We start from the raw sequence: 20794 nt of genomic DNA on the forward strand, positions 1-20794 counted from the left end.
GGGGTTCCTGGTGCGCTGGTTCATGCCGCGCCGGGGGTAAGCAGCAGGCGCCATGCCCACAGTCCGCCGTAAGCGATCAGGTTGCCAGCCGCGAGCCAGAGCCAGGCCGCGCGGCTGGTGGGCAAGAGCAGGCTGGCGCAGAGGATGGCCACCCAGATCGGCAGGCAGGCGAGGATCGCGCCGATGGCGCCGCTTTGCCAGCCGCCGGGCAGCCAGATGACGCCAAGGGCGGATAGCGCGACCGCCAGCGGCAGGCCCAGCAGGGTGCCGGCCAGCCACTTGGTGCCCATGCCAGGCTTGGGTTTGCGGTTGCTGCGGACGTTTTGGGGAGTGGAGGCGGCTTTCATCAGCCGGCCTGGGCGAGGCGCTGGCGCCGCGCATCGCGGTAAGCACCGGCAAAAGGCCACAAGGACAGGCCGGTGCCAACCGTGGCGAGCGTAGCCGCGATCGCGGCCGGCCAGCCCTGCGTCAGGCTCCATGCCCACGCCGAGGCGGCGATCGAAAGGGTGGCCAGCCAGCACAGGCGCGCACGGCGGCTTCGTGCCGTGGCGGGCACGGATAGCGGCAGCAGCAACAGCCGCTGGTTGGGCGATGCCAGGTACAGGCAGCATGCGCCACCCAACCCCAGCAGCACGGCAAACACTTGCATGGCGGGCTCAGTAATTTCTTACAAAGCCAGATGATAATAATTCGTATTTCAATTCGCAAGCGCGCTGCGTGGAGCCCGCCTGTGCCGGGCGCAGGCAGCGGCAGTTAATGCGGGAAAAGCTGGAGCAAGCCATCCAGCCCAACGTGGTTGAATGCCACGCTGGCTTGCGCACGCACCACGGGCTTGGCCCGGAAAGCCACCGACAGGCCGGCCACGGCCATCATCTTCAGGTCGTTGGAGCCATCGCCCATGACGATGGCCTGGGACGGGTCCGCGCCGATCTGCGCGCACACTTCCTGCACCGTGCGGGCCTTGACGTCGGCATTGACGATCTCGCCCAGCACCTGGCCGGTGAGCTTGCCATCGACGATCTCCAGCGTATTGGCGCGGGTCACGTCGAGCTTCAGGCGGGGCTTGAGTTTTTCGGTGAAATGCACAAAACCACCCGAAACCAGCAAGGTGCGCATGCCCAGGGCCTGCACGGTCTGCAGCATGTTCTCCGCGCCGGGCGACAGGCGCAGGCGTTCTTCATAGACACGGTCCAGCACACTGGCGTCCAGCCCCTTGAGCAGGGCCACGCGGCGGCGCAGGCTCTCGTTGAAGTCGGTGATCTCGCCACGCATGGCGGCCTCGGTAATCGCCGAGACCTCCGCTTTGAGGCCGCAGAAATCGGCGATCTCGTCGATGCACTCGATGGTGATCAGCGTGGAGTCCATATCCATCGCCACCAGCTTGAAGTCCGAGAGCTTGCGGCCGGCGGGCACGATGGCCCAGTCGATGCTGCGCGGGCCGCAGTAGGCGTCCAGCGCTTCGCGCAGGGCGGGCGTCAGCGCGGCGCTGGCATCGGCGGCCGCCACGGACTCGGCGCGCAGCGCGAGCGTGGGAGCCTGGGCGATGGCGCGGATGGCGTCGATATCGTTGGCGGACAGCGGGGCGGGACTTTGCAGAATCAGGGACATGGCGCGAATGCAGGGCCGGGCCGGGCGGCCGATGGCGGTAAATGCGGGATGCGAGCCGCAGCAGCGGCGAAGACCGCTATTGTAGGCTTGTTTCATCATTCCGCAGCGCGAGCTGAGAGTATGAAGTCGCGGGGACTTCGCCTGTTACTGCTCCCCGCTGTTCCCAAATCGGAGGAACGGCCTCCGCCCGTCAACCGAATGGCAGTGAGCCCAAGCCTCGGGCTCACGCGTGATAGCCGGTAGTTCAGGCTCAGCTTACGGTGGTGAGCGAAGCCTTTAAATACCTTTCTCAAAACGTTGAATGCACCATTCACATCCGCATGCACACGCGCCAGGCGTCCGGTTTCCTGGTTATTGACGAACGTATTCCGTTCTTTGTCCTTCAGACGCCGGCCCAACGCAGTTGGCTGGGCCTTGGGTGTGCCGGCTTGCGCCGACAGCGGCTGCGAGGCAGCCTCAAGATTCTTTTGATTCCTCTGCCTTTTCGGCTTTTCCTCTTCGAAACTTCGCAGCGGCTCGTTGCTGACGAAACTCGTTTTGCTGGTGTAGGACTCCTCGGTCGTCACGACAACCATGCCGAGGGCTTCCGCCTTGTAGCGGATCATCTCGATCAGGCGCGTCAGCGGCGCCCGCCCCAAGCGCCGGTTTTGCGTGACGCCCATGTTCGACTCGACCTTCCAGCCCTTGTTCTGCCCCAGAGCAATCACCTGCACGCCGCGCTTAGCGCAAAGGTTCACCACGCCACGGCTCAGCTTATGGAAGTAATCGTTCAGCCAGCGCTCCCGCGCGCCACGCAGTTCCCGATACTCCGGGTTAGCATAGATCGCCTTCAGCCCTTGCGTGAACTCGATGCGCTCGCGACGCGTGAGGCTGGACCCCGCCAACGCCAGATCCTCCTTACGTTGCTGTAGCGCCCGGACCTCTGGTGTGGTCAGCTTTGACTTCAGGTTATCGAGCGCCTCGTCCAGTCGACCCAGTACCTCATCGAGCCTGCCACCGCTGATGACTTCTGCGTTGTGACCGGTCGTGAAGGCGAGCGTCAGGGTATTGTTCAGTCCGCGATCGCCGCCGGCGGCCGGGACATCGACGCTCGCCACCGCACCACGCAAGGCCTCGTTTCGTCTGCTGGCTGAGCCGTCCATCACCTTGCCCAACGACTGCTTCATTTGCGCAAGCAGCGACGTTGACGGGATCCGGCTTTTCACCCGCACCACAACCTCGAACTTGACGGATTTCCCCTTAGGAACCATGCGCAAGTGCTGCGCCGCGCTGGCCAGAATGCCGCGCTTTGCGCAGGCACGCTCCACTTGCTCGCCGACTCGGTAGGCGTTCCACGCCTCCATTTGCCCGGCTGTCAGCGACAGGGATTCCTCAAAGTTGACCGGGATTTTTCGATCACCGAGACCGATCAGCGTTGGCCCGATCTGCGTCAGCGGCAGTTCCAGGACGAAGTGCTCGCGTTTGGCCAGGTAGTTGGGCGGCTTCGGTGCCCCCGTCATGGCAGCGGCGCCAGGCCCCTTGGCCTCATAGACCTTCTTCGCCTCGAAGTATCCGGACCACCCATCCTTATAGCGGGCCACGACAAGTTGGGCGGCTTTGGCCGGCAGGCGGCGATAGACCACGTTGCCATGCTGATCGGGCCAGAGCTTGGCGACGTTGTCTAGCACCGTCAGGTCGATGGCAGTGCGATAGATGTTCTGCACGGTCAGGCCGAGCTCCGGGATGATGGTGAGCTTTGCCTTGTCGGCCTTCTCGCCGCCAGCGTCCTTGATCGCCAGGTACTTCGCTTCGCGGGCGGCGTTTAGCTCTTTGATTACCTGGCTGAAGCAGTCGATCGCCGCCTGTTGCGCGGTGTGAAGTTCGCTCTTCCGCCGCCAGCATTCGCTACTGACATCCCATGTGTAGGCGGTAAGGACATTGCGCACGACATAGTGGATCGTGTTGCGCAGATTCTTGCACTGCAGGGTCAGCGCGAGACAGCACTCCAGCAAGTGGCCAACGGGCTTCGCGAGCACGACAACGCGCTGCTCGATGGAGTCGAACCATTCGTGCGCCGTGTGGTCTGCCTTGCCTTGTGTCATGCCAGAAAAGAGTGCCGTTTGAGAATCAGGACCACATCGTATTCGAAGCGCGGGCTAGCGCAAGGAATTTCTCTGCGACACCTCACGGTCCGTGTAGGCGGCTGTGTTCTATCGTGCTCGTCGAGGTATGGGGCTGGCCCGCAGGCCAGCCCTCATCACACTACGCTACTTGCACGTTAGCCTCGCACTGCGCGGCCAGTTCGCTCAACACCAGCGTCTCATGCGCCAGTCCGGCGGCCAGCGACAGAACCCGGTTCTGGATCTCCGGGTTCAGGTCGCCGAAGACGCCGGATTCGGCATTGTCACGGGTCAGGAAGAGCAGGGCGCAGAGCTGGGCCGATTTTTCGACGGCCAGGCTCAGCGGGGTTTCGCAGAGCACCCGTGAACTCAGGTGGATGTCCGCGTTGCGGTATTCGGCGGTGAGGCCGTAGCGGGTGTGTTGGCGGGGGTTATCCATTGGGCGTCTCCTTGTGCTTTGCTTGCGCTTTGCGGAGGACGGCGATGGAAAGGGGTGACGCTGAGCATGCGGGTGGGAAGCCGGAATGGTCGAATGCAAAGAGGCGCATGGTGCGGTCTCCTGTCAATGAAAACGCCAGGCGGCGGCGCGGTCCGCCTTTGTTCGGGCTTCCAATCCCGGTCGCTGTGGTTGCAGCGACGAGAGAGAGTATAGCGTGAGATCGTCGAGTGGGGCTTTGGGTCGGTGTGGTCGGTACCGCTCTCAGATCCCATGTAGGAAACGTGCAGCACAGACAAAGAAATTTCTCAGTACAAATTCGGACCAGTCTCATTGATCTCCGTGATGCAGTACGCCCAAATGGGGGGGGCGCATTTGCGCACATAACCCATCCCGAGGGAGATCATATGCAGGAAGACAAACAGCACATCGACATTCGGGAGGTCCAACCATGAGGCGAAGAATTGCCTGCGTTGGCGACGTACTGGAGCCCGGTGGGAAGATCCTGCCCTATGCAGGCCCAGCTTGTACCTTTGGTGATCCCGGCCACCAGGCCGCACTGATCGGAGGCCAGGCTTACTGCGAAGCTTGCAAGAGCACCGGCACGATTGCGAAGGCGGGCGGGCCGCGCCGGATGCAGTTCATGGGCGAGGTTGCCCTGGACGGCGATGTTGTCCTGTGCCGGTGCCCCACGCCGCCGCGCATCGTTGCTTTGGTTGCCGGCGAAAAGTGGTTCGAGGATATGGGGGCGCGCGCCGGGGCATCCGGGTTGCGCGGCTCCGGTAATGCGGGATTCACAACTACGGGAGTGCCGGTACCGGAGAGCTTCGACGAACTGGTGATAGCGGTGAGCCCGAGCGGGCCCATTGCCGATTACCCGTATTTTGTGGAAACGTCAGATGGCCGCGGATTGTTTGGCCACACGGATGAGCAGGGCCGGCTGCCTCGCATTGCTACGATGACCACCGGTTCGTTGACAGTCTATTGGGGGGATGAAGCGCTCGCAAAGCACCTTGGAGACGAGGATGGCTAACAAGAAAAAACTGGTGCCAACCAATACAAAAGTGGACTCCCAGGCCGAGGTGCCGCTCAGGAGGGTCACATTTTCCGAATTGTGGGCGGCCTATCCGGGAGGAACGCCATACGTCGATCCCAAGACAGGAGATGTGCCGGCGGGCTTTGAAAATCAATGCGCGATTCGGATGAGCGTCACCCTGCACAAGGTTGGCATCGAGATGAAGTCGTTCCGCGGCAAGGGCCAGATTCGCCTGGAAGGAAAGCGCACAGCCGTTCTGGCTTCCGAGATGGCGAACTGGCTGCGGCTCAAGCCAATGGCTGGCATCGGCGCACCGGAAAACATCAACGGGTCTGATTGGCAAAAGAAGATCGCGGGACGCACTGGTATCGTTGCGTTCAGGAACTATTGGAGGCGCGATGGCGAAACGGCTGGGAACGCTAGCGGCGGTCACATTGACCTGTGGAATGGGTCGCGGCTGACGATCAGCAGTACTCCCGGCGTCGTTTCAACAATCGGCCGCAGCTTGGGGTGGGATGCGTTCTTTCCCGGCACCCGCTATGGATGGTCGGACCTCGGTCGATCAACGGAGATACTCTTTTGGGAAATCAAGTGAGCAGGTGGCGCTTCGTCGTGACGATCGCATTTGTCGGCGTCGGCTTGGCAAGTGTCGTCGGATCTTCCGTCATTGATGCGTACCTCTGTGACATGTTCCTGCGGCTATGCACGCCGCAGCCTGGGACATGCGTTGGAATAGACGTGTGCCCTGCTGATGCGCGGATGCTGTTTGGCTTGATCCTGTTGATACCCGTTCCACCGGTTCTGTTTGGCGTGTTGGGGTTCGTGCTAAGCACGCGCGTCGAGAGAACCGGCCCGCTAGTCGCGGCGTTAATGGCGGCGATTCTCACACATTGGGCAGTGGCATTCGCCGCCACTAGAATTGTTGCGCTGTAGCGGCTTAGGGTAAGGCCCTGTTTACCACTTCTCGCCCACTAATCCGGGGCAGTTCAGTGGCATCTGACCGCACGCGGGAGTGCTGCCTAGCGAGGGCCGGCCATGGCCGGGAGCGGCTGATTGTCGCAACGATGGCAACCGACCCGCCGCCGTCGTTCGCCCCAGCACGGCTCCGGCGTCAGCTTCCGAATGAGGATTCAACCGGTCGATGCAACACCCCTCACTGCTCACGCAGCCTTCAGTGTGTTGCGTTGACCGGTTGAATCCTCACCCCATCTCTGCCGTTCGATCCAGCGAAACAAAGTGGGCGAAGTGAGTCCGAGAACGATCTCGGCGCCGAAGTTCGTATCAGTCTCGAGGCGCTCAATGGTGACCTTCACGCTGAATCCTGTGAAGCTCACCATTTCAGGCGATGACCTCCTACTCTGCGGCAGCCTGCTCGCGCATGCGACGGGCTTCGTCGCGCAGGAACTGCTGGTAGTCGTCCAGATCCCCGTCGAAGGGCTCGACGCCGCCCTTGGTGACCAGCCAGAACTCGTCGCATACGGCGCGCAGCAGGGCCCGGTCGTGACTGACCAGCATCACAGTGCCTTCGAATTCGTTGAGCGCCATGGCTAGCGCTTCGCGTGTGGCCAGGTCGAGGTGGTTGGTAGGCTCGTCGAGCAGCAGCAGGTTGGGGCGCTGCCACACGATCATGCACAACACGAGCCGCGCCTTTTCACCGCCGCTCATCGTGCCAACCGCCTGATGGACCATGTCGCCGCTGAAGCTGAATGTGCCGAGGAAGGTGCGAAGGGATTGTTCGGTGCCACTCTGGCCGGGGGCGCGCATGTGCGCCGGCGTGTCCTTGGCAAGGCGGATCATGTGTTCCATCGGCGTGTCGAGCAGGCGCAGCACGTCGAGTTCCTGCTGTGCGAAGTAGCCGATATTCAGGCCTTTGCCTTCGCTGATTTCGCCGGAAATCGGCGCCAGCGCGTGCGCCACCGTCTTCACCAGCGTGGACTTGCCTTGACCGTTGGCACCGAGAATGCCGATGCGCTGCCCGGCCAGCACGGAACGATTGATGCCCCGCACGATGACCGTGGGCGGCGTGCCCGGCAGTGCGTCGGTCGGCGCCGGGTAGCCGAAGCTCGCGTCCAGCATCGACAACAGCGGGTTCGGGACGTTGAGCGGCTCCTTGAACTCGAAGGTGAACTCTGCGTCGGCAAGCACCGGTGCGATCTTCTCCATGCGTTCGAGCGCCTTGACCCGGCTCTGCGCCTGCTTCGCCTTCGAGGCCTTGGCCTTGAAACGGTCGATGAACTTCTGCAGGTGGGCGATCTTGTCTGCCTGCTTGGCCACCGCGGCCTGCTGCAATATGAGTTGCTCAGCGCGCATGTCTTCGAACTTGCTGTAGTTGCCGCCATAACGCACGAGCTTGGCATTGTCGACGTGCACCGTCACCTGCGTCACCGCGTCGAGGAACTCGCGGTCGTGGCTGATCACTACCAGGGTTCCTGGATAGCGCTTGAGCCAGGCTTCCAGCCAGACCAGCGCGTCGAGGTCCAGGTGATTGGTCGGTTCGTCGAGCAGCAGCAGGTCGGACGGGCACATGAGCGCGCGCGCCAGTTGCAGTCGCATGCGCCAGCCGCCGGAGAAACTGTTGACCGGCTGGCTCAGCTGCGCAGCACTGAAGCCAAGGCCCAGGATCAGCGCTTGGGCACGTGCGGGGGCATCGTGTGCACCGGCGTCGTGCAGGGCCATGTAGGCGTGCGCCATGCGCATGCCGTCGTCGCTGGCCTCGGCGGCGGCTACTTCGGCCTGCGCGGCCAACAGCGCGGTGTCACCCTCGACTACGAAGTCGGTCGCGCTCTGCTCGGTCTCCGGCATCTCCTGCGCGACCTGGCCCATCTTCCATGCAGCGGGAATCGAGAACTCGCCACTGTCTTCGTGCAGCGTGCCGTTGAGAAGGGCGAAGAAGGACGACTTGCCGGCGCCATTGCGGCCGACAAGACCAATCTTTTCGCCGGGGTTGAAAGTGACGGACGCGAGGTCGAGTACGACATTGACGCCACGACGCAGCGTGACATTACGGACGGAAATCATAGGGGGCCACTTCGGAGAGGAATGGCATGATAGCCGACCGGCGTGCAGGGCTGTCGCTTTTCTGGCTGCACGCGTGAGAGCCGCTTGCGCTTTGCGGCGCACATCGGCCACAAAGCAAGGCGTCTCCTGGCACACGGGGCGTTCCGGCTGCGGGGCCAGCGAACATGGCGGTGAATGACGGCTCCTTCAGTCAGACTGTCAGGCATGGACGCGCTGAGCCATCCAGCGCCGGTATTGGCGGACGCGGCATGCGTTGGACACCTGCTGCAGGATCAGCGCGCGCAGCGGTGACACCTTGGGATCAGTGGCCTTGCCCCGGCTGAGCTTGCGCAGTTGAAACTTGACTGCCGCCATATTGGCCAATGAGGCCAGCGGCTTGTTCTTCCAACTGATCGGCAGCAACGCAGGCGCACTGTCTTTGCCCGCACGCCAGTCGCGCGGCAGATTGGGGTCGATGGCCAGGGCGGTCCCGATGCCAACCATGTCCACGCCGCTCTTGACCACTTGCTCGGCCACCGGCCGACGGCGGATGCCGCCTGTGACCATCACCGGCATCTTCGCCACCGCGCGGATGTCGTGGGCGAACTCGACAAAGTAGGCCTCGCGGGCGAGCGTGCTGCCGTCGCGGGCGTCACCCTGCATGGCCGGGGCCTCATAGCTGCCTCCCGACAACTCGACCAGGTCAACGGCGAGCTCGTTGAGCAGCTTCACAACCTGGCGGGCGTCATCCGCGCTGAAGCCGCCACGTTGGAAGTCGGCGGAGTTCAGCTTGACGGCAACTGCGAATCCGGGCGAAACCACGGCGCGTACGGCCTTGACGATCTCAAAGAGCAGGCGGGCGCGGTTCTCCAGCGGGCCACCCCACGCATCTGTTCTTTGGTTGCTCAGCGGCGAGAGGAATTGGCTCAGCAGGTAGCCGTGCGCCGCGTGAATTTCGACGCCCGTGAAACCTGCCTGTTCCCCCAGTTGCGCCGTACGGGCAAAGCGCTGGATCACGTCCTCGATAACCTCCTGCGTCATCGCCTGCGGCGTGTTGAAGTGCTTGGACATATTGCCCAGGTTCATTGCCACAGCGGAGGGAGCCCAGGTGGGCTGCCCCAGATTGGCAGGCATCTGGCGGCCGGGATGGTTGATCTGCAGCCAGAACTGCGCCTCCTTGGATCGGCCGACCCGTGCCCAGCGCTTGAACCGGTCCAGGTGCCTGGCGTCTTCCAGCACGACGCCGCCGGGCCCTGTCATGGCACGGCTGTCCACCATCACATTGCCGGTCATCAGCAGGCCGGCACCCCCCTCTGCCCAAGCCTTGTACAGGCGCATCAGCGCCTCGGAGGGGGCGTGGTCAGCGTCCGCCATGTTCTCTTCCATGGCGGCTTTGGCGATGCGATTCGGAACGGTTGAACCGTTACGGAGGATCAACTTGTCGAACACGTTCATGGGGTCACCTCGTTTGTCGTGGCTTGACTTTAAGGTTGAAGTCAACTTTAAGGTCAACCCCTTTTTTGAGGTGACGTGTGAGCATCGCCGTGGATGGCTGCGAGAACTGGACGCCGACTGGCGGCTGTTTGGCCCCACAAGGTGACCGAAATGAGACCAACCCGAACTATCCGCATCTGGATGCTTGACCTTAAAGTTGTGTTTAACCTTAAAGTGTTGGCTGCCCACTGTTGATCGGCTTGTCTCAGGTACCGCGTACAGGGTCAATCATCGAGAAAACGCAATGAATATGCATAGGCGGTTCACGCGGATCGAATTCGGACCGACGGAAGGTGAGCCGGAAGGCTTGAATTCCAGCCCCTCGGCAATCAGCGCCGCAAGGAAACGTCCATGACCGCCCCAGGCTATGACGTCGTCGTATTTGGCGCCACCAGCTTTGTTGGTCAGATCCTGACGCGGTACCTGGCCGAATACCTCGCTGGTCAGGCTGAAACCTTGCGCTGGGCCATTGCGGGCCGATCCGAAGCGAAGCTCGAGGACGTCAGGCGCTCGCTGGGCGCGGCGGGGCAGTCCCTGCCCATCATCGTGGCGGACGCTGCTGACGAAGCCCAGTTGCGAGCCCTGTGCGCGCAGACCCGGGTGGTGGTGTCCACCGTCGGCCCCTACGCGCTGTATGGCGAACCGCTGATCAAGGTGTGCGCTGCAAGTGGCACGGACTACTGCGACCTCGCCGGCGAGACCCAGTGGATCAAGCGGATGATCGAGAAATATGAGGCCACGGCCCGGCAATCGGGGGCGCGCATTGTGCATTGCTGCGGCTTCGATTCGGTGCCCTCCGACATGGGCGTCTATTTCTTGCAGCGACAGGCGATGCGGCATTTTGGTGCCCCGGCCGCCCATGTCAAGATGCGCGTCAAGACAATCAAGGGTGGCGCTTCAGGCGGCACGGTGGCCAGCATGATCAATGTGGTCAAGGAGGCCGCTGCCGATCCTTCCTTGCGCAAGGAGCTGGTCAACCCCTATGCACTTTGCCCCAGAGGCCACGGTTTCACGGCACGCCAGCACTACGTTAGCGCCGCCGAATTCGATACTGACTTCGATGCCTGGATAGCCCCCTTCGTCATGGCGGCGATCAATGAGCGCGTGGTTCACCGATCCAACGCCTTGTCAGGCAAGGCCTATGGCAATCCGTTCACGTATGACGAAGCGCTGCTGACAGGGGTGGGTTTCAAAGGCCGCTTGACCGCACTGACGATCGTGGCGGGTCTCGGTGCGTTCATGGTGGGAGCCGTCATCAGCCCCATACGCGGCGTGATGGAGCGCTTCTTGTTGCCCAAGCCCGGTGAAGGGCCCAGCCCTGCGGCACAGTTGGCCGGTCGCTACGATCTACGCTTCCTGGGTCGAACCGAAGGGGGGCAGACCTTACGTGTGAAAGTCACCGGTGATCGCGATCCGGGTTATGGCTCCACTAGCAAGATACTCGGCCAGGCGGCGGCCAGTCTGGCACTGGACCACGTTAAGAACGGTACCAAGATCGGGCGCGGTGGCGGCTTCTGGACACCGGCGACGATATTCGACGAGCGCTTTATCGACCGCCTGACGCGCCATGCTGGTTTGCGCTTCGAGGTGATATGACGAAGCACCTGAAAGATGCCCGCTCATCCAGCCTGCAAGCCAAGATGGCGTTGGCCAAACGCTGAGCCCTGCCGTTAGGTTGGGTAGCGCGTTTTAACTGACGGTTAGAGCCGGAGATTCTTGAGGGCGACTTCAAATTGTTTGAGGAGTGTGGCGAGCATGAAGATCGGGGAACTGGCGGAGCGCACTGGCCTTGCCCCTTCGCGCATCCGCTTTTACGAAGGCATCGGCCTGTTGAAGGTCGAGCGTCAGCCGAACGGTTACCGGACCTATCCGCCTCAAACGGTGCTGGTGCTCGACCTGATCGCGGCTGCGCAGCAGGCCGGTTTTAGTCTCGACGAGATTCGTACGCTGCTACCGCCCGACCTGGCGCACTGGAAGCATGGCTCGTTGATTGAAACGCTCCGCGGCAAGGTGCAGGACATCGAGGCGCTGGAGGCGCGGCTTGCGCAGAGCAAGGCGCACCTCGTCGCACTGCTGGCGGAGATCGAGGCGAAGCCTGAGGATATTGACTGCGCCACCAACGCGAGGAGGGTGCTGTCGCGGATGCGGTCAGGGGAAATGGAAAGCCCGGCCCTGGGGGCGGGCGATGTCACTACACTTCGCAAGGCAAGCCGGCGCCGGTCAGGCAGGACTGGCTAATGGGCCGTCGATGGTCTGCGCAACTGCGCGGCCAACGCGCTCGGCATGCGCGGCAAGCCAGCATGCATTTCGGTAAGGGCAAGGAGATAACACATGGATCTGGACGTCAACCACCAGCCGGTCAGCGTTGAATGCGACCCGGCCACCCCCTTGCTGTGGGTGTTGCGGGACCACCTGAACCTGACAGGCACGAAGTTCGGCTGCGGCGTCGCGGCTTGCGGTGCGTGTACCGTGCATCTGGATGGCGCGGCGGTGCGGTCCTGCGTCCTGCCCGTGGCGGCGGTGGCCGGCAAGCGCATCACCACGATCGAAGGGCTGGCCAGCGCACCGGGCAAGCGCCACGCGCTGCAGCAGGCCTGGATTGACGAACAGGTGCCGCAATGCGGCTACTGCCAGTCGGGCATGCTGATGGCAGCGGCGGACCTCCTGGCCCGGCAGCCAGACCCTGGGGATGCCGACATCGATGCGGCCATCACCAACCTGTGCCGCTGCGGCACCTATCCGCGCGTGCGCACCGCCATCAAGCGTGCCGCGAAGGCGCTGCGGGAGGGCCGCGCATGAACGCCAACGCAACGACCCCGCGCCGCGGGCGGCGCCGATTCCTGCTGGGGGCGCTCGGCCTTGGCGGCGCGCTGGTGGTGGGCTGGGGCGTGATGCCCCCGCGCAGCCGGCTTGGCGATCCCGCAGTGTTTCCTGAAACGTCCGGCCAGATCGCCCTGAACGGCTGGATCAAGATCACGCAGGAAGGCAACGTCATCCTCGCCATGCCGCGGGTGGAGATGGGGCAGGGCATCCACACCGCGCTGTCGATGCTGGCCGCCGAGGAGCTCGATATTCCGCTGGCAAGGGTGAGCATCGAGTCGTCGCCCATCGAGCGCATCTACGGCAATGTCGTCGCCATGGGCGACAGCTCGCTGCCGCTGCATCCGGACGATGCCGACAAGACCTGGGCGCGCGCACTGCACTGGATCATGGCTAAGAGCGCGCGCGAGATCGGCCTCATCATCACCGGCGCCAGCAGCAGCGTGGCCGATGGCTGGCAGCCAGTGCGCGAGGCCGCCGCGACCGCGCGCGCCGCCTTGGTGGAAGCTGCTGCGCGCGAATGGGGCGTGCAGGCGGCGCAGGTGACGGTGCGCGAAGGCCAGCTCATCGGCCCGGGCGGCAAGCAGATGCCTTTCTCCGCAGTCGCGCGGAAGGCGCGCGACATTGCGCCGCCATCGAGCGTCACGCTCAAACCGGCTGCGCAATATCGACTGATTGGCAAGCCTGCACCGCGCAATGACATCGCCGCCAAGACGGATGGCAGCGCACGCTTTGCCATCGATGCGCGGCCGCCCGGCATGTTGTATGCGGCGGTCGTCATGTGTCCAGTGTTTGGCGGCAAGCTCAAGACCTTCCAGTCGAAGGCGGCGCTTGCCATGCCCGGCGTGCGCTATGTCGTGCCGTTCGAGGGATCGACGGGTGGCGCACCGGGCGTGGCGGTGGTGGCCGACCACTACTGGCAGGCACGCCAGGCCCTGGAAAAGCTCGAACCGGCCTGGGACAACGGGCCGCATGCCTCGCTCGATTCCGCGGGCATCCGGCGCCAGCTCGTCGGCGCGCTCGACAGCGACAAGGGCGGCCACACGTACCGTTCGATGGGCGATGGCCTGAAGGCCTTTGACAAGACGGATGGCGCAACCCTCGTCGAGGCTGAATACAGTGTGCCGTACCTGGCGCATGCCGCCATGGAGCCGATCAACTGCACGGCGCAGGTGACCAGGGATGGCGTGCAGCTCTGGGCGCCCACCCAGGTGGCCACGCTGGCGCAACTGGTCGCCGCGCGCGCCGCAGGTGTGAGCCGGGACCAGGTGCGGATCGACATCACGCTTATTGGCGGCGGATTCGGACGGCGGCTGGAGTCGGATTTCATCGGCCAGGCCGTGTCGATCGCCACCAAGACCGAGGGCCGCCCGGTACAGGTGATCTGGGCGCGCGAAGACGACATCCGCCACGACTTCTATCGCCCGCAGGCCATCGCACGGCTGAAGGCACGCGTCGAGAATGGCAAGGTGACGGCCATCGCCTCGCGCAGTGCCGGGCAGTCGATCCTGGCCGGCGAGCTGGAGCGTCTGTTCGGCGCGCCGTCGGCCGGTATTGACCGCTATGCAGCCGAGGGCCTGTTCGACCTGCCGTACGAGATCGAGCACGAGCACATCGCGCACATGGTGGTCGATTTGCCGGTACCGATCGGGTTCTGGCGCAGCGTCGGCCATTCCTACACCGGGTTCTTCCTGGAGGGCTTCCTGAACGATGTGGCGGCCGCTGCCAAACTTGACCCGCTGGCGATGCGGCGCGACTTGCTCAAGGCGCACCCGCGCGAGCTGAAGGTGCTCGACACCCTGGCGCAGGCGGCAGGCTGGGGCCAGCCGCTGGCACCGGCCGCGGACGGCGCACCGCGTGCGCGTGGGCTCGCGCTGCACAATGCGTTTGGCTCGGTGGTGGCGCAAGTGGCGGAAGTATCGCTCAAGGACGGCAAGCCGCGCGTGCATCGCGTTGTCTGCGCCGTGGACTGCGGCACGGTGGTCAATCCGGACATCGTTGCGCAGCAGATGGAAAGCGGGATCATCTTCGGGCTGACTGCGGCGCTGTACGGCCAGGTCCAGATCAAGGACGGGCAGGTCGTGCAGGCCAACTTCCCCGACTATCCGCTGCTGACGATGGCGCAGGCACCGGTGATCGAAACCCACCTCGTGCCCAGCACGGCCGAGCCCAGTGGCGTTGGTGAAATTGCAGTGCCCCCGGTCGCACCGGCCGTGGCACATGCCGTCGCCCAGCTCACCGGCAAACCGGTGCGGCAACTGCCGATCGGGTAAGGCAAAAACAATGTGGATACTTCGCGGCGTCCCTCGAACCTCCGTAGTCGACGCATAAGCCGTCATCCATATTGGATGCGATATCGATCATTGCACTCGCCAAGGATTTCGGTCATAGAAGTCCGATTTCCCTCGCGCGTGCCACGGCCTGCATCCGGTTGCCTGTGCCCAACTTGCCATTGATGCGGCGCAGGTGTGTCTCGACGGTGTTTTCCGAAACAAACAGCAAACGCGCCAGGGCCTTGTTGGAGTGGCCATCGGCGACGCGCCGGATGATCTGGAGTTCACGAGGGCTGAGCAGGCCTTCCTGTTCGCCGCGCACGGGCGTCCCGCGCTGCGATGAGGCCTGTGCGGCCTGTACCAGTCGCTCAAGGTACCGCGGATCGAAGACATGCTGCCGCGATGCCAGTGATGCAAGCAGTGGTTGCAGATGCCACGGCTCATCGGCAAGGATCCGGTGCGCCTGCCACGCCTGGCTCTGTGCCAGGGCACGCTCAAGCCAGATCCGTGCTTGCGCAGACCGGCCCGCGGCATGGTGCGCCTGCGCCAGCAGCCAAGCGAGGCGCACGGCACGCCGCGCACGGCCGCTGCGCTCCGCAAGGCGCAGTGCGGCTTCGATGCGTTCCACATCGGCTTCTTCGCCGGGGGCCACCAGCGCAATGCGAAAGCTGGCGATCTCGAGATCGTCGAGGTCGTCCGAGTAACGCATCAGGGTACCGGAAGGTGGCGCCAATGACGCGGCCACGGCCAATCCATGCCGCGCGCTGGAGACATCGCCCGCCAGCAAGGCAAGACGGCTCCTGTCGATGGCGGCCGCCATGCCCAAGCGTGCGATGCCGCGTGCGTCGCCAAGTCCCTGGAGTGTGTTGAGCTGGTCCAGGGCCTTGCCGGCGTCGCCGCCCAGCCACGCGATGCGGGAAGCCAGCCGATGGGCGACGATCAGGTGGTCCGGCAGGCAGGTGTCGCGGATCAGGGGCAGGTATTCGCTCAGCAGCGCGTCGGCGGCGGCGCTGTCGCCAAGTTCGTAGAGTGCTTCAGCCAGCAGCGTGCATGCAACCGGGCCCGAGCTGGTGTAGCGTTGCCCGCTGGCAACGATGCGGTTCAGCATGGCACTGAAGCGGGCAAGGCCGTCGCGGACATTGCCCTGCAGCATGTCGATCATGCCTTCGATGCAGGCGCTGTAGGTCAATCCGTAGATCGCGTTGACGGACTCGAGCTCGCGCTTTGCCTGCAACAGGGCATGCCGGGCCGGGACAAAGCGTCCCTGCAGCATATCGCCGTACGCCACCGCGTTCTGGAGCAGGCCGCTGACAAAGGGCGATGCGAGCCCCGCGCCCGCCAGGGCCGTGCGCGCCGCCAGGACAGCATCGTCCATCCGGTCCAGCCAGGCTGACAACATGACCCGCAGGACGGTGACGTCTTCCTCGTGGCTGGCTCCGGGATGCTTCTCCAGCGCGCCCAGCAGGCGCTCCGCGGCCGCATACCGGTGCAGGAAAACCATGGCGTACGCGGTAGCGGCCAGCACGGCAGGACGCCGTTCAAGTTCGGCGTGCGGCAGCGTGTCGGCCCACTGCACCACCAGGGCCATTTGCCCGCCACGTACATAATCCATGCCGCAGCGTTCGAGCAGATCGGCGGTCAGCGCGGTATCGCCGGCAGCCGAAGCATGCGCGATGGCCTGGGCGTAACGGGCCGTCGATGCCAGCCAGTTCGCCGCGCGCACATGCAGCCCGGCCAGTTCCTGCGCGGCGGTGCGCGAGAGTTGTGCACGAAGGAACTGCCTGAACAGGGGATGGTATCGATACCAGTCGCCTTCGGCCTCGATCGGCAGCAGGAAGAGATTGTCACGGACGCTCCGCGCAATCCAGTCCGCGCTGTCCGCGCTCCCGAACGCGGCATCGCAGAGCTGGGGGCAGATCGCCTCGAAAATGGACGAGCGCAGCACGAAGCGGCGATGGGGCTCGGACAGCCTGGACAGCACGTCCTCGGCCAGGTACTCCGCGAGGTTCCCGGTTGTGCCGGAAAGCTGCTGCAGCCACGCTCGCGAGTCTGCGCGCCCGGCCAGTGCCGAGGCCGCGAGCTGCAGCGCCGCGGGCCAACCCTCGGTGCGGGCCTGGAGTTCGCCCAGGTCCGCATCCGCCATGCCAATGCCACGGCAGCCCGTCATGTAATCGCGGACTTCGCCGGCGCCAAAGCGCAGCATCGGCGCGTCGATTTCCAGCAGGCGCTGTTGCACGCGCAGGCGCCCGAGCGGCAGGCCAGGCTTGTGGCGTGAGCCGAGCACCAGGCGCTGGCCCGGGCCAAGACTGAAGGCCAGCTCGCTGAAAAGGGACAACACGCTGCTGTCCTTAATCAGCTCGAATTCATCCACGAACAACACAAAGGGTGTCTCTACCCGGGACAGCACGTCGAGCAACTGCCGGGCGGATCCGCCCGGCAGCCCCCGGGAGGCATCGATCCACTGGCCGGTTGATGGTGCTTCTCCCAGCGAAGGCAGTGCCGTGTGCAGGGCTGCCCAGAGATAGGGGGTGATCCGGCCCAGGTCGTTGTCAGCGCTGTCGAGATTGAGCCAGGCAGCCGGCACGCCGTGCTGCCGTGCGGCAACCAGGAGCTGTCGCATCGCCGTGGTCTTGCCAAAGCCGGCCGGGGCGCAGACCAGCGTCACGGCGGCGCGGCTGTCAGCCCAGGTGGCAGCAATGGCACTTCGCTCGACGCCTGGCCCGATCTCACCGGGCGGCGCCAGCTTGAGCGGATTTAGCGCAGGGCCGGAAAAAGGATCGTTGCCAGAGAGCATGGGCACGGTTCGACGTTGGCGGCATGGGGGACGGGGCGATCAAGCGATCAAGCGGTCAAGCGGTCACCAGCGTACCGCGTCCCGGCGCTAGCCGCCAGTGGCATATCGGGCACCGCACCGGCAATCACGGATTTCCGTGACACCGCGCCAGCCACCGATTCACGGTTCAGCGTGATGCAGGCGCAAGTCACGGCGCCCTAAGCTTCAGGCACAGAGATCGGACGCACCCTCAGACGTACCGACCGGACACCTGAACACAAGGAGACACACCATGAAAGCCACGGCCACCCCTGACGTCGAACCGCCAGCCATGCCGGCATCCCCAAAACCCAAGCTTGGTCCCCTCGGCGCGCAGCCGGCGCTGTCCGAGACGGCGGCCATGGTCCAGGAGACGGTGCACCGCTTTGCCGAAGAGGTGCTTCGGCCGGTCGGCATCCGGCTCGACAAGATGACGCCCGACGAGGTGATCGCGCCTGACTCGCCGTTCTGGAAGTCGCGCAAGCAGTACCTCGACCTGGGCTTCACCATCGAATCCATCTTCGAACTCGAGCCGTCCGAGCGCGCCCAAGTCCTTTGCGTGTTGTTCGAGGAACTGGGCTGGGGAGACGCGGGCCTGGCCATCTCGATCGGCGCCGGCCTGCTGCCCGCTTTCATGGCGGCCGCATTCGGCAATCGCTTCCTGATGGAGCGCTTCCCCGACACGATGCTTGGCTGCTGGGGCATTACCGAGCCGGACCACGGCTCGGACTCGCTGGATGCGAACCGCATGATCTTCCACCCCCAGGGCAACTATGGGCGGCCCAATTGCGTGGCCACGCTGGACGGTGACGCCGTCGTGATCAACGGGCAGAAGTCCGCGTGGGTATCCAACGGCACCATTGCCGAGGTCTGCATCCTCTACTGTGCCGCCGACTCCGGCAACGGTCCGGACAGCCGGCGCGGCTGCGTGGTCTATGTACCGATGGACGCACCCGGCGTCTCGCGCGGCAAGCCGCTCGACAAGATGGGCCAGCGCGCGCTCAACCAGGGCGAGATCTACTTCGACAACGTGCGCTTGTCGAAGGACTACCTGCTCGCCGGCCCCGATGACTACCTGACGGCGGTCTACGCCATCCACACCTTCGCCAATTCGATCATGGCCACCGTGTTCACCGGCACGGCCAGGTCCGCGTATGAGCTCGCGCTTGACTACGCCCATGAGCGCAAGCAGGGCGGCGTGCCCATCATCCGTCACCAGTCGGTGGCCCACCGCCTGTTCCATCTGGCACGTAAGGTGGAATGCGCCCGGGCACTCGCCCAGCGTGTCGTGCACTACAACCTGACCAACGATCCGCCCGCGCTGCATGCCGGGATGATGGCCAAGGTCACCTCGACGCAGCATGCGTTCGAGGTGGCCAGCGACGCGCTGCAGATCTTCGGCGGCAATGGCCTGACGCGCGAGTACCCGATCGAGAAGATCCTGCGCGACGCGCGGGCATCGCTGATCGAGGATGGCTGCAACGAGGTCCTGGCTATCAAGGGCGGGGCCTACCTGGTCGACGAGGAGCGTGTGTGATGGGCGCGACCGAGGCTGGCGTGGCAGCTGGCACCGCGGCCACGCGCGATGAACTGATCCTGGCCAACCTGATTGCCAACCGTGCGGAATCGGAGCCGGACCGCGACGTGCTGACCTTCGACCACGAGGGCGGCCCCGCCGAGGTCAGGACCTACCGCCAGCTCTGGGAAAATGGCTGCCGCATCGCGGCCGCCCTCGACCAGGCAGGCATGGCGCCAGGCGACAGGTTTGCGCTGCTGATGCAGAACCACCCCGAATTCGTCGACGCCATGGTCGGTGCATCGATCAGCGGCACCGTGTTCGTGCCGATCGATCCCCGCACCCGTGGCGACAAGCTCGCTTACATGCTGCGCCATTCGGGCTGCAGGGGCGTCATCTGTGCCGACTATGCGGTGCAGACACTGATGGCGGTCAGGCAGGACGTCCCGGACCTGCAATGGGTCTGGCTGCTGGAGTCCGATTCCTCGAAGGTACTGCCGCTGCAGGGTGACTATCCGCGAATGGGGGATATCTTGAGCGCGGCGGTTGCCACGCAGACTGTCCGCAGCGTGGATCCGCTGGCCCCGATGCAGATCATGTACACCTCGGGCACCACCGGCGATCCCAAGGGCGTGGTCATGCGGCACGCGCGCTACGGCGCTGCCGCGGGGTGGGCGCCGCTGTTCGGCTATGTACGGGATGACCGTCCCTATACCGGCCTCTCGCTGACGCACGGCAATGCGCAGATCGTGACGCTGGCCGCGACGCTCAAGCTCGGCATGCGCGCGGTTTTCAGCCGGCGCTTCACCAAGTCGCGCCTGTGGGACGTCGCCCGCAGGTATGGCTGCACCACCTTCACGCTGCTTGGCGGCATGACCACCGCGGTCTACAGCGAGCCGCCCAAGGCCAACGATGCGGACAACCCGGTGCGCTTTGTCATCAGCGCGGGCATGCCCGCCGCCATCTGGGAAGCGTTCGCGAAGCGGTTCGGCGTGCGCATCGTCGAGTTCTACGGCGCGGTGGAGGGCGGGCTCTGCGTCAACCTGGGCGAAGGGCCGGTTGGCAGCATCGGCAAGCCGCCGCCTTTCCTCAATGTCCGGGTCGTCGACGATCAGGACCGGGATGTCCCGGCCAACCAGCCAGGGGAACTGATCTTTCAGCTTGCCAACGGCACGCCGGCGGACGTGGCCTACCTGCACAACCCCGACGCATCCGCGAAAAAGACCAGCAATGGCTGGCTGCGCATGGGCGACATCGGGCACCGCGACGAGCACGGCTGGCTCTACTTCGACTACCGCATCGGCGGCGGCATCCGGCACAACGGGGATTTCATCCAGCCCGGCGAGATCGAGCGGGTCATCGCCGAATGCGAGGACGTGGCCGACGTCTATGTCTACGGCGTGCCGGCGGCATCCGGCGCGCCCGGCGAGAAAGACGTGGTCGCCGCCATCGTGCCCGCACGCGGCGGGGCGCTTGATCCGCAGGCCCTGTTCGCCAGCTGCCGCGAGCGGCTGAGTGCCGGCATGGTGCCGTCCTACCTCCAGGTCATCGCGGAAATACCCAAGACGGCTTCGGAGAAGCCACAGGAACGCTTCCTGCTGGAAGCGTTCCAGGCCCGGCGCGACAACGTTTTCCAGGAAGTACCGGCTTAAGCCACAAAACACAAAACGGACAGGGCAAACCATGCCCGCCATTGATTCTCA

Annotated in this window: 17 protein-coding genes; 8 read left to right on the forward strand and 9 right to left on the reverse strand. The window is 64.5% G+C overall.

Translation table 11 applies throughout. The annotated features are described in order from the left end of the window. Window positions 1-20: 20 nt before the first annotated feature. The 5 genes from AB4061_RS02795 to AB4061_RS02815 all read right to left on the reverse strand — a co-directional run bounded on the left by AB4061_RS02795 (window position 21) and on the right by AB4061_RS02815 (window position 4146). Window positions 21-347, reverse strand: coding sequence for a hypothetical protein (locus AB4061_RS02795; protein ID WP_441630688.1), 327 nt, complete (start codon window positions 345-347; stop codon window positions 21-23). Then, window positions 347-649: a hypothetical protein gene (locus tag AB4061_RS02800; protein ID WP_441630690.1), complete on the reverse strand. Its 303-nt coding sequence runs from the start codon at window positions 647-649 to the stop codon at window positions 347-349. The genes AB4061_RS02795 and AB4061_RS02800 overlap by 1 nt, the downstream gene beginning before the upstream one ends. Window positions 650-753: 104 nt before the next feature. Next, entirely contained in the window at window positions 754-1608 is an 855-nt protein-coding gene (serB, locus tag AB4061_RS02805; RefSeq protein WP_441630692.1) for a phosphoserine phosphatase SerB, read from the reverse strand. 95 nt (window positions 1609-1703) lie between these two features. Then, the gene (locus AB4061_RS02810; RefSeq protein WP_441630693.1) at window positions 1704-3689 is read right to left on the reverse strand and encodes an IS200/IS605 family accessory protein TnpB-related protein; all 1986 of its coding nucleotides are present in this window, start codon (window positions 3687-3689) and stop codon (window positions 1704-1706) included. Window positions 3690-3849: 160 nt separating this feature from the next. Continuing rightward, window positions 3850-4146: a hypothetical protein gene (locus tag AB4061_RS02815; RefSeq protein WP_441630694.1), complete on the reverse strand. Its 297-nt coding sequence runs from the start codon at window positions 4144-4146 to the stop codon at window positions 3850-3852. 448 nt (window positions 4147-4594) lie between these two features. Between AB4061_RS02815 and AB4061_RS02820 the strand changes: the two genes are divergently transcribed. Both AB4061_RS02820 and AB4061_RS02825 read left to right on the forward strand, forming a co-directional pair. After that, entirely contained in the window at window positions 4595-5176 is a 582-nt protein-coding gene (locus AB4061_RS02820; protein WP_441630696.1) for a PAAR domain-containing protein, read from the forward strand. Next, window positions 5169-5774 carry a type VI secretion system amidase effector protein Tae4 gene (locus AB4061_RS02825; protein WP_441630698.1) on the forward strand — a complete coding sequence of 202 codons (606 nt, stop codon included), beginning with the start codon at window positions 5169-5171 and terminating at the stop codon, window positions 5772-5774. Before AB4061_RS02820 ends, AB4061_RS02825 begins: the two co-directional genes overlap by 8 nt. 565 nt (window positions 5775-6339) lie before the next feature. Here the strand turns inward: AB4061_RS02825 and AB4061_RS02830 are convergent. From AB4061_RS02830 to AB4061_RS02840, 3 genes are all read right to left on the reverse strand, one after another. Beyond that, window positions 6340-6492 carry a hypothetical protein gene (locus AB4061_RS02830; RefSeq protein ID WP_441630700.1) on the reverse strand — a complete coding sequence of 51 codons (153 nt, stop codon included), beginning with the start codon at window positions 6490-6492 and terminating at the stop codon, window positions 6340-6342. 40 nt (window positions 6493-6532) lie between these two features. After that, a complete protein-coding gene (locus AB4061_RS02835) occupies window positions 6533-8197 on the reverse strand; it encodes an ABC-F family ATP-binding cassette domain-containing protein (protein ID WP_441630702.1) in 1665 nt (554 codons plus the stop codon). Window positions 8198-8395: 198 nt separating this feature from the next. Next, window positions 8396-9631, reverse strand: a complete 1236-nt coding sequence (locus AB4061_RS02840) for an NADH:flavin oxidoreductase/NADH oxidase family protein (protein WP_441630703.1) — start codon at window positions 9629-9631, stop codon at window positions 8396-8398. Between the two features lie 390 nt (window positions 9632-10021). On the opposite strand from AB4061_RS02840, the gene AB4061_RS02845 reads away from it, so the two are divergent. The 4 genes from AB4061_RS02845 to AB4061_RS02860 all read left to right on the forward strand — a co-directional run bounded on the left by AB4061_RS02845 (window position 10022) and on the right by AB4061_RS02860 (window position 14763). After that, window positions 10022-11266, forward strand: a complete 1245-nt coding sequence (locus AB4061_RS02845; protein ID WP_441630705.1) for a saccharopine dehydrogenase family protein — start codon at window positions 10022-10024, stop codon at window positions 11264-11266. A gap of 159 nt (window positions 11267-11425) precedes the next feature. Then, window positions 11426-11908 carry a MerR family transcriptional regulator gene (locus tag AB4061_RS02850; RefSeq protein WP_441630707.1) on the forward strand — a complete coding sequence of 161 codons (483 nt, stop codon included), beginning with the start codon at window positions 11426-11428 and terminating at the stop codon, window positions 11906-11908. 93 nt (window positions 11909-12001) lie between these two features. Further along, complete coding sequence (locus tag AB4061_RS02855; protein ID WP_441630709.1) at window positions 12002-12469, forward strand: (2Fe-2S)-binding protein; 468 nt, start codon at window positions 12002-12004, stop codon at window positions 12467-12469. After that, window positions 12466-14763, forward strand: coding sequence for a molybdopterin cofactor-binding domain-containing protein (locus tag AB4061_RS02860; protein ID WP_441630711.1), 2298 nt, complete (start codon window positions 12466-12468; stop codon window positions 14761-14763). Before AB4061_RS02855 ends, AB4061_RS02860 begins: the two co-directional genes overlap by 4 nt. 112 nt (window positions 14764-14875) lie before the next feature. Here AB4061_RS02860 and AB4061_RS02865 read toward each other — a convergent pair whose 3' ends face one another. Continuing rightward, on the reverse strand, window positions 14876-17557 hold the full coding sequence (locus AB4061_RS02865; RefSeq protein ID WP_441630713.1) for a LuxR C-terminal-related transcriptional regulator: 2682 nt from the start codon (window positions 17555-17557) through the stop codon (window positions 14876-14878). Between the two features lie 271 nt (window positions 17558-17828). Here AB4061_RS02865 and AB4061_RS02870 point away from each other — a divergent pair, with 271 nt between their 5' ends. After that, the gene (locus AB4061_RS02870; protein ID WP_441630715.1) at window positions 17829-19112 is read left to right on the forward strand and encodes an acyl-CoA dehydrogenase family protein; all 1284 of its coding nucleotides are present in this window, start codon (window positions 17829-17831) and stop codon (window positions 19110-19112) included. Further along, window positions 19112-20743, forward strand: a complete 1632-nt coding sequence (locus AB4061_RS02875; protein WP_441630717.1) for an AMP-binding protein — start codon at window positions 19112-19114, stop codon at window positions 20741-20743. The genes AB4061_RS02870 and AB4061_RS02875 overlap by 1 nt, the downstream gene beginning before the upstream one ends. The last annotated feature ends 51 nt before the right edge of the window (window positions 20744-20794 follow it).

Source organism: Cupriavidus sp. YAF13 (assembly GCF_052113425.1).
Taxonomy (GTDB): domain Bacteria; phylum Pseudomonadota; class Gammaproteobacteria; order Burkholderiales; family Burkholderiaceae; genus Cupriavidus.

Excerpts from the sequence above, each read along its gene's own strand:
- AB4061_RS02795 (WP_441630688.1), bottom strand. The coding sequence starts at position 347 with ATGAAAGCCGCCTCCACTCCCCAAAACGTCCGCAGCAACCGCAAACCC.
- AB4061_RS02800 (WP_441630690.1), bottom strand. The coding sequence starts at position 649 with ATGCAAGTGTTTGCCGTGCTGCTGGGGTTGGGTGGCGCATGCTGCCTG.
- serB (WP_441630692.1), bottom strand. The coding sequence starts at position 1,608 with ATGTCCCTGATTCTGCAAAGTCCCGCCCCGCTGTCCGCCAACGATATC.
- AB4061_RS02810 (WP_441630693.1), bottom strand. The coding sequence starts at position 3,689 with ATGACACAAGGCAAGGCAGACCACACGGCGCACGAATGGTTCGACTCC.
- AB4061_RS02815 (WP_441630694.1), bottom strand. The coding sequence starts at position 4,146 with ATGGATAACCCCCGCCAACACACCCGCTACGGCCTCACCGCCGAATAC.
- AB4061_RS02820 (WP_441630696.1), top strand. The coding sequence starts at position 4,595 with ATGAGGCGAAGAATTGCCTGCGTTGGCGACGTACTGGAGCCCGGTGGG.
- AB4061_RS02825 (WP_441630698.1), top strand. The coding sequence starts at position 5,169 with ATGGCTAACAAGAAAAAACTGGTGCCAACCAATACAAAAGTGGACTCC.
- AB4061_RS02835 (WP_441630702.1), bottom strand. The coding sequence starts at position 8,197 with ATGATTTCCGTCCGTAATGTCACGCTGCGTCGTGGCGTCAATGTCGTA.
- AB4061_RS02840 (WP_441630703.1), bottom strand. The coding sequence starts at position 9,631 with ATGAACGTGTTCGACAAGTTGATCCTCCGTAACGGTTCAACCGTTCCG.
- AB4061_RS02845 (WP_441630705.1), top strand. The coding sequence starts at position 10,022 with ATGACCGCCCCAGGCTATGACGTCGTCGTATTTGGCGCCACCAGCTTT.
- AB4061_RS02850 (WP_441630707.1), top strand. The coding sequence starts at position 11,426 with ATGAAGATCGGGGAACTGGCGGAGCGCACTGGCCTTGCCCCTTCGCGC.
- AB4061_RS02855 (WP_441630709.1), top strand. The coding sequence starts at position 12,002 with ATGGATCTGGACGTCAACCACCAGCCGGTCAGCGTTGAATGCGACCCG.
- AB4061_RS02860 (WP_441630711.1), top strand. The coding sequence starts at position 12,466 with ATGAACGCCAACGCAACGACCCCGCGCCGCGGGCGGCGCCGATTCCTG.
- AB4061_RS02865 (WP_441630713.1), bottom strand. The coding sequence starts at position 17,557 with ATGCTCTCTGGCAACGATCCTTTTTCCGGCCCTGCGCTAAATCCGCTC.
- AB4061_RS02870 (WP_441630715.1), top strand. The coding sequence starts at position 17,829 with ATGAAAGCCACGGCCACCCCTGACGTCGAACCGCCAGCCATGCCGGCA.
- AB4061_RS02875 (WP_441630717.1), top strand. The coding sequence starts at position 19,112 with ATGGGCGCGACCGAGGCTGGCGTGGCAGCTGGCACCGCGGCCACGCGC.